This window comes from Microbacterium sp. K41, assembly GCF_004794395.1.
Lineage (GTDB): Bacteria > Actinomycetota > Actinomycetes > Actinomycetales > Microbacteriaceae > Microbacterium > Microbacterium sufflavum.
In genome coordinates this window covers 1-7,741 of the sequence record NZ_SSDO01000402.1, presented here as the reverse complement: position 1 = coordinate 7,741, position 7,741 = coordinate 1, and the positions used below count along the sequence as shown (strand labels likewise).

Sequence of the window (7,741 nt, the reverse complement as noted above, 5' to 3'; positions counted from 1 at the left end):
TCGACCGCTGGCGCACGGCCGTGCGCAGGGCGGCCGCGGCGGTGTCGCGAGCCGGGGTGCTGCGCGACGGCGAGATCGCCTCGATCAAGTTCGCCATGACCCGCGGGGACGAGCTCGACCACGCGGTACCCACCGGCTGGGTGCTCGGCTTCGCGGGCGCCGACCCCTCGGCCGTGCGCGCCGCGGGGGTCACCGCGGTGGTGCTCGACCGCGGGTACCGGCACGACGTGATGCACACGGCGCCCTGGCTGCTGCAGGGCGCGAAGTCGCTCGCCTACGCGGTCAACCAGGCGGCGCTGCGGGAGGCCGCACGCCGCGGTGCGGACGACGTGGTGTTCGTCAGCGCAGACGGGTTCGTGCTGGAGGGCCCGCGGTCGACGCTGGTCGCCCGCATCGACGACACCCTGGTCACTCCGCCGCCGGAGTTCGGCGTGCTGCCGGGCACCACCCAGGGGGATGTGTTCGCGGGGCTCGCCGACCGCCGCACCGCGATCGTGCCCGTGACGCGCGAGGATCTGCGGCGGGCGGATGCCCTGTGGCTGTGCTCCAGCACACGCGGTGCAGTGCCGGTGCGCGCCCTCGACGGCGCGGCCCTGGCGATCGACCATGAGCTCACCGCGCGGATGAACGCGGTGCTGGATGCACGGGAGGACTGACATGAGCGGCGACGGACGGACTCTGGACGGGGTGTTCGACGGGCACAACGACCTGGCCTGGGCGAGCAGGACGCTGCTCGGGTACCGGGTGGACGAGCTGGCCGGGCCGGTCGCGGCCACTCAGACCGACCTTCCGCGGCTGGACGCCGGGGGCGTGGCGGCCCAGTTCTGGTCGGTGTGGGTCGACCCGGTGCTGGAGGGTGCGGAGCAGGTGGTGGCGACGCTGGAGCAGATCGACTTCGTGCACCGGCTGGTGGACGCCCATCCCGATCGGCTCGCCTTCGCCCGGACCGCGACGGACGTCAGGGCGGCGATGGCCGAGGGGCGCATCGCCTCGCTGATCGGCATCGAGGGCGGCGACCAGCTCGGCGGCTCGCTCGCGGTGCTGCGCCAGTTCGCGCGGCTCGGTGCGCGCTACCTGACTCTGACGTGGTCGCGCACGATCGCCTGGGCGGATTCCGCGACCGACGAGGAGCGCCACGGCGGACTGACGGAGTTCGGGCGGGAGGTCGTGCGCGAGCTGAACCGCATCGGCGTGCTGGTCGACCTGTCCCACGTGGCGCCGAGCACGATGCGCGACGCGCTCGCGATCACCACGCGGCCCGTGATCGTGAGCCACTCCGGAGCGCGCGCGCTGTGCGACCACCCGCGCAACGTGCCGGACGACGTGCTCGCGGCCATCGGTGCGCAGGGCGGCGTGGTGATGGTGCCGTTCGTGCCGACGTTCCTGTCGCAGGCCAGACGCGACTGGTGGGAGGCGGGCGGTGCGGGCGAGGCCCCGGCGGTCGGGGTGAGCGACGCGGCCGATCACCTCGACCACGTCCGGCGCGTCGCGGGTGCGCACGCGGTCGGTATCGGCGCGGACTACGACGGTTCCGACGCGATGCCCGACGGTCTCGGCGACGTCTCGTGCTACCCGGCTCTGTTCGCCGAGCTCCGGCGACGCGGCTGGTCGGAGGAGGACCTGGCCGCGGCCGCCCACGAGAACGTGCTGCGCGTGCTCGCCGCCTCCGACCCCGACCACGAGGCGTTCCTCGCCGGCTGCGCGGGGTCTCCGGCCCCCGCGGCGCTGGTGCCTGCGGTCGACACCACCGCGCGAGAGGGGGCGGAATGAGCACCCGTGTGCTCGTGGTCGTGAACTCCGCCAGCTCGGGCCCGCGACGTCTGGGTGCGTGGCTCACGGAGCGCGGCCTCGACGTCCACCCGGTCGTGGGAGCGCAGGAGCCGCTGCCGACCTCGCTCGACGGCTACGCGGGGCTCGTGCTCCTCGGCGGGGGACTCATGCCCGACGACGACGACCGCGCGCCGTGGCTGGCGGCCGAGCGCGCGCTCGCCGCCGAGGCGATCGCCCGCGACCTTCCGACACTCGGCATCTGCCTCGGCGGACAGCTGCTCGCGCACGTGGCGGGGGGCGAGGTGCGGGCCAAGACCGGGCCGGTCGAACGCGGGGCCACGCCCATCCAGCCCACGGACGCGGGGCGCGAGGACGCGGTGTTCGCCGCCCTCGGTGACGAGGCCCCCATGATCGAGAACCATCAGGACATGATCACGGCTCTCCCGCCCACGGCCGTGCTGATGGCCTCCAGCGTGGCGGTGGAGAACCAGGCCTTCCGGCTGGGCGCGCACGTGCGCGGCGTGCAGTTCCACCCCGAGGCGTCCGCCGCCGACCTGGAGCGCTGGGACGACGCGGCGCTGCGTGGCGAGGGACGGTCGCTGCCGGCCCTGATCGCGGAGGCCGAACGCGTGCACGACCACAACACCGCCGCGAGCCGCGCGCTCATCGAGGCCTTCGTTGACGAGGTGCTCGCCGGGGTCTCGGCATGACGTCCCCCGGGCCCCGCGGGCCGGCGGAGGCGACGGACGAGGGCGTCCTCCGGCTCGGGCTGGACGACGACGCGCGGCGCGGGGCCCCCGCGGCCGTCGCGGCGGTGTGCGACCGGGGCACGGTGCGGGCGGTCGCGGTGCACGGACACCCGCACGGCGACGGGCGCCCGACCACACGCGACACCGTGTTCCGCATCGCCTCGATGTCGAAGAGCTTCCTCGCCGCGACGGTCCTGGTGCTGCGCGACCGCGGACTGCTCGACCTGCACGCGCCGATCACCACGTCGGTACCGGGCGTGCGACTGCTCCACGACGGCCGGGAGTGCACGGTGACGGGGGAGCAGCTGCTGTCGAACCGCTCGGGGCTGGGAGAGGACAACGCCTGGGTCGACCGTCACCTCGGCGCCGGCCGGGAGGAGCTCGCGGCGCTGTTCGCGTCGGGGCTGCCGCTCGCCGCGGTCCCGGGCACCGTGTATCAGTACTCCAACCTCGGGCAGTCGCTGCTCGGGCGGGCGGTCGAGGCCGTGACCGGGAGAGCGGTGGAGGACGTGGTGCGCGAGGTGCTCCTGGAGCCGCTCGGGTTGCACCGCACCGCGCACACCCCCGACGCGTTCCCCGACGACGAGCGGGCGCACGGTTTCCGCACGTTCGACGGCGGGGAGACCTTCCGCCCCGAGCCGTTCGTGGGGGCGGGGGCGCTCGGGTGCATCGGCAGCATGGTCAGCACGGTGGACGACATCGCGACGTGGATGTGGTTCCTCGGCTCGGCGTTCACGGATGAGCCCGTGGCGCCGGAGGTGCTCTCACCCGCGTCACGCAGGGAGCTGCAGCAGCCGCGCACGCCCATCCCCGGGCCGCCAGGGGCGTTCCCCGGACACGAGCTCGCCGCCGCCGGCTACGGCTACGGGCTGGTCGTCGAGGAGGATCGACGGTTCGGGCGGATCGTGCAGCACTCGGGCGGGCTGCCCGGGTTCTCGTCGCACATGCGGTGGCACGCCGCGACCGGGCTCGGCGTGGTCGCCTTCGGCAACTCGGATGACTTCGCGGCGCGGCGCGTGGCCGGCGTCGCACTGGACGAGCTCCTCGCGGGCACGGGGGCGCCGTCGGCCGTGGTGCGACCGTGGCGGGAGACCGTGGCGGCGGCGCAGGCCATCGATGCGGCGATCCGTGAGGGCCGGTCCGCCTCCGCGTATCCCGTCCTCGCGGATCACGTGCTGGCCGACGTGCCCGCGGATGTGCGGGATGCGCGGCTGGGCGCCCAGCTCGAGGAGATCGGCGGACTCGTGCCGGAGCAGGCGCCGTTCGCGGAGCGTGTGGTCGCCGCCGGGAGCGAGGCCGAGCTGCGCTGGCGGATCGCGGGAGTGCGGGCCGATCTGCGCGTCGAGGTGCGGATGATCGGGCTGCCCGAGCCGCGGATACAGGGGCTGTCGGTCGTGGTCGTGCCGACGGGCGAGTCGCGGTCGGAGGGGGAGCAGCCGGGCCCGGCCGACCGCCACCGCCTCGTGCTCCCCGCACTCTGACCTCCGGCGCACGAGGGCCGCGGTCACAGATCGACCCCGTCCAAAAATCGGTTCTAGGATGGATCCATCCCACCCGATCGTTCTGAGGACCGTCATGCCCGCCACCCCCGTGCGTCGTCTCCTGCCCGCCGCCGCGCTCGCCGCCGTCACCGCCCTGGTGCTCGCCGCGTGCGCCGGTCCCTCCACCGATGCCGACGGCGAGGTGGGCGATGAGCTCGTCTGGTCGATCGAGGGCGCGAACCTCTCCGCGGGGCACATGGATCCGCAGGTCAGCCAGCTCGACGTCTCCGGCATGGTGCAGCGCGCCGTGCTCGACTCGCTCGTGTTCCAGGAGGAGGACGGCAGCTTCAGCCCGTGGCTGGCGACGGAGTGGGAGGTGTCGGACGACAGCACCGAGTACACCTTCACGCTTCGCGACGACGTGACCTTCACCGACGGCGAGCCGTTCGACGCCGAGGCCGTGAAGGCGAACTTCGACCGCATCGTCGACCCGAAGACCAAGTCCGCGCAGGCGGCCAGCATGATGGGCGCCGACTTCTACGAGGGCACGGAGGTCGTCGACGAGCACACCGTGAAGGTCACGTTCACGCAGCCGTACGCCCCGTTCCTGCAGGCCGCCAGCACGCCGCAGCTCGGCTTCTACTCGCCCGCGGTGCTGAAGGAGTCCGCGGCGAAGCTGAAGGCCGGGGGCCCGGGCGTCACCGTGGGCACCGGTCCCTTCGAGCTCACCGAGTACACGCCCGATCAGGAGCTCGTGTACACGCGCAACGACGACTACGCCTGGGGGCCGCACGGGGAGAAGGCGCCGTCGTTCCAGACGCTGCGCGTGGAGATCCAGCCCGAGGCCGCCGTGCGCAGCGGCGTCGTGCGCAGCAGCGAGGCAGACCTCGCCAGCGACATCCCGCCGAACCTGGTCGAGGAGCTCGGCGACGGCGTCACGGTCGACTCGGTCGAGTACCCCGGCCTGCCCTACTCGCTGTACCTGAACGAGAAGTACGGCGTGTTCGCCGACGAGAAGGTGCGCCAGGCGTTCGCGCGGGGCATCGACATCGACGCCGCCGTGGAGGAGATCTACTTCGGCCAGTTCCCGCGGGCGTGGAGCATCCTCGGCTCGACGACGCCCGGGTACGACGCGGCGCTGGAGGGCACGTGGCCGTACGACCAGGACGCCGCGAACGCGCTCCTCGACGAGGCCGGGTGGACCGAGCGCGACGCCGACGGCATCCGCATGAAGGACGGCGCGCGCCTCTCGGTGCGCTGGATCGCGTGGACCCCGGTGCCCGACGACCAGGCCGCGCTCGCGAACGCCATCCAGTCCGACCTCAAGGCGATCGGCTTCGAGGTGCAGCGCGAGGTGCTGGAGCCGGGCGCCTACAACGCGCAGTACGAGCCGAAGACGTTCGACCTCACGGACTGGGGCTTCTCGGGCGTGGACGCCGACTTCCTGCGCAACCACCTGCACAGCGAGGGCTTCCAGAACGCCTCGCAGGTCACCGACCCCCAGATCGACGCGCTGCTGGAGCAGGCGGTCTCCTCGAGCGACCAGGACACCCGCAACGCCCTGTACGCGCAGCTGCAGGAGTGGAACGCCACGTACACCGCGATCGTGCCGCTCTACAGCCCGTCCGCGATCACGGCGGTCGGCGAACGCGTGAACGGGCTGCAGTACGACCTGTACGGCCGGCCGCTGTTCTACGATGTGACCCTCGGCTGAGTCCGCTCAGCCGCCGGGACGAGGGAAGCAGGACGCAACGGTGAAGGCTGCCCTGCCGCGGATCGCCGGCCTCCTCGCGACCGTGGTGGTGGTGCTGTGGGGCGCCGCCACCCTCGCGTTCCTCGCCTTCCGGCTCATCCCCGGCGACCCGGTCTCGGTGATGCTCGGCCCGCAGGCGCAGGTGAGTGATGAGGTGAAGGACGGCATCCGCGCCGAGCTCGGGCTCGACCGGCCCGTCCTGGAGCAGTACGCGTCGTTCATCGGGCAGCTCGCCCGGGGCGACCTGGGCGAGTCGTATCAGCTGCGGCTGCCGGTGACCGAGGTGATCGGCCGTCAGCTCGGGGCGACCCTGCAGCTGTCCGCGCTGGCCCTGGCGATCGCCGTGGTGCTCGCGCTCGCCGTGACCGTGCTGGTGCGCGGACGGACGGCGCGCGCGGTGGCCGCGGCGGTCGAGCTGGTCGTGCTGTCCTCGCCGGTGTTCTGGATCGGGCTCGTGCTGCTGAGCGTCTTCGCGTTCGGTCTGGGGTGGTTCCCGGTGTCGGGCGCCCGCAACCCCGCGACCCTCGTGCTCCCCGCGGTCACGCTCGCGCTGCCGGTGGCGGCCCTGTTGAGCCAGGTGCTGCGCGACGCGCTCGTGCAGGCCGAGCGGATGCCGTTCGCCGAGACGGTCCGCGCGCGGGGGGCGAGCCCGTCGTGGTTCACGCTGCGGCACGGACTCCGTCACGGCGCGGCCTCGGGCATCACGCTGGCCGCCTACCTCACGGGCTCGGTGCTGGGCGGCGCGGTGCTGGTGGAGACGGTGTTCGCGCGGCCGGGGCTGGGGCGCGTGACCCTCGCGGCGATCAGCGACCGCGACCTCCCCGTCATCACCGGCATCATCCTGCTGAGCGCCGTCGTGTTCGTGGCGGTGAACCTCGTGGTCGAGCTCGTGCATCCGCTGATCGACCCCCGGGTGCGGGCCGCAGCGGCCGGAGGCGCCCGATGAGCCGCGGTCAGCGGGCGGCCCTGTGGTCGGCGGTCGCGGTGCTCGCGGTGATCGCGGTCGCGGCGGTGTGGCCCGACCTCCTCGCTCCGCAGGACCCGCTGCAGACCGACGTGCGTTCGGCCCTGCTGCCGCCCAGCCCCGAGCACCTGTTCGGCACCGACCAGAGCGGACGCGACGTGTACGCGCGCGTGGTGCACGGGGCCGGGCGGTCGCTGGGCATCGGGCTCCTCGCGACCGGGATCGCGGTCGTCGTCGGGCTGCTGGTCGGCGCGGTGGCGGGGATGGCGCCGCGGGGCGTGGACCTCACCGTGATGCGGGTCAACGACGTGCTGATGGCGTTCCCCGAGTTCCTGGTGGCGCTCGTGGTGGTCGCGGTGCTGGGCCCGGGACCGGTGAACATCGCGATCGCGGTGACCCTGGCCGCGGTGCCGGTGTACGTGCGCCTGGCCCGGGTGCAGACCAGGACGCTGCGCGTGGCCGAGCACGTGGAGGCCGCGCGCATCCTCGGGGTGCCGCCGCTGCGGGCCTTCACCCGTCACGTCGCCCCCGGGGTGCTGGGCTCGCTCAGCGTGCTCGCGACGATCGGCATCGGATCCAGCATCCTCGCCGCCGCCGGGCTCAGCTTCCTCGGCCTCGGGCCGTCCGAGCCGACCCCGGAGTGGGGGCTGATGCTCGCCGGAGGCCGGAACGTGCTCGGACAGGCGTGGTGGATCTCGGTCTTCCCCGGCATCGCGATCACGCTCTCGGTCGTGTGCGCGACGGTCGTCGGACGGATCCTGCGGGCCAGGGCGGACGGGAGGACGGCATGAGGGCGCTCGAGCTGCGGGGGCTGCGGATCGCGTTCGACGGCACGGCGGTCGTGGACGGCGTCTCCCTGTCGGTCGAGCGCGGCGAGTGCGTCGCGATCGTGGGGGAGTCCGGTGCGGGCAAGACCCTCACCGCCCGCGCTCTGCTCGGGCTCACGCCGCGTGCGGCGACCGTGACCGCGGAGGGGCTCGTGATCGACGGGACGGATGCCGTCGCCCTCGGCGAGCGCGCCTGG

8 protein-coding genes are annotated in these 7,741 nt (G+C 73.7%); all 8 read left to right on the top strand.

Features of this window, described 5'->3' with window-relative positions; genetic code table 11:
• Positions 1–656 (top strand): aminotransferase class IV (locus DW309_RS12665; RefSeq protein WP_136045583.1); only part of this gene is annotated, 656 nt, incomplete at its 5' end.
• 1 nt (position 657) lies between these two features.
• Positions 658–1,770, top strand: coding sequence for a dipeptidase (locus tag DW309_RS12660; RefSeq protein ID WP_240753207.1), 1,113 nt, complete (start codon positions 658–660; stop codon positions 1,768–1,770).
• Entirely contained in the window at positions 1,767–2,480 is a 714-nt protein-coding gene (locus DW309_RS12655) for a type 1 glutamine amidotransferase (protein WP_136045582.1), read from the top strand. Before DW309_RS12660 ends, DW309_RS12655 begins: the two co-directional genes overlap by 4 nt.
• Complete coding sequence (locus tag DW309_RS12650; RefSeq protein ID WP_136045581.1) at positions 2,477–4,000, top strand: serine hydrolase domain-containing protein; 1,524 nt, start codon at positions 2,477–2,479, stop codon at positions 3,998–4,000. The genes DW309_RS12655 and DW309_RS12650 overlap by 4 nt, the downstream gene beginning before the upstream one ends.
• A 94-nt stretch (positions 4,001–4,094) precedes the next feature.
• A complete protein-coding gene (locus DW309_RS12645) occupies positions 4,095–5,714 on the top strand; it encodes an ABC transporter substrate-binding protein (protein ID WP_136036477.1) in 1,620 nt (539 codons plus the stop codon).
• Positions 5,715–5,754: 40 nt separating this feature from the next.
• Positions 5,755–6,699, top strand: coding sequence for an ABC transporter permease (locus DW309_RS12640; protein ID WP_136030942.1), 945 nt, complete (start codon positions 5,755–5,757; stop codon positions 6,697–6,699).
• Complete coding sequence (locus tag DW309_RS12635; RefSeq protein ID WP_136030943.1) at positions 6,696–7,508, top strand: ABC transporter permease; 813 nt, start codon at positions 6,696–6,698, stop codon at positions 7,506–7,508. Before DW309_RS12640 ends, DW309_RS12635 begins: the two co-directional genes overlap by 4 nt.
• Positions 7,505–7,741: ATP-binding cassette domain-containing protein (locus DW309_RS12630; RefSeq protein ID WP_136045580.1), on the top strand; the 237-nt coding region annotated here is incomplete at its 3' end. The genes DW309_RS12635 and DW309_RS12630, both read left to right, overlap by 4 nt.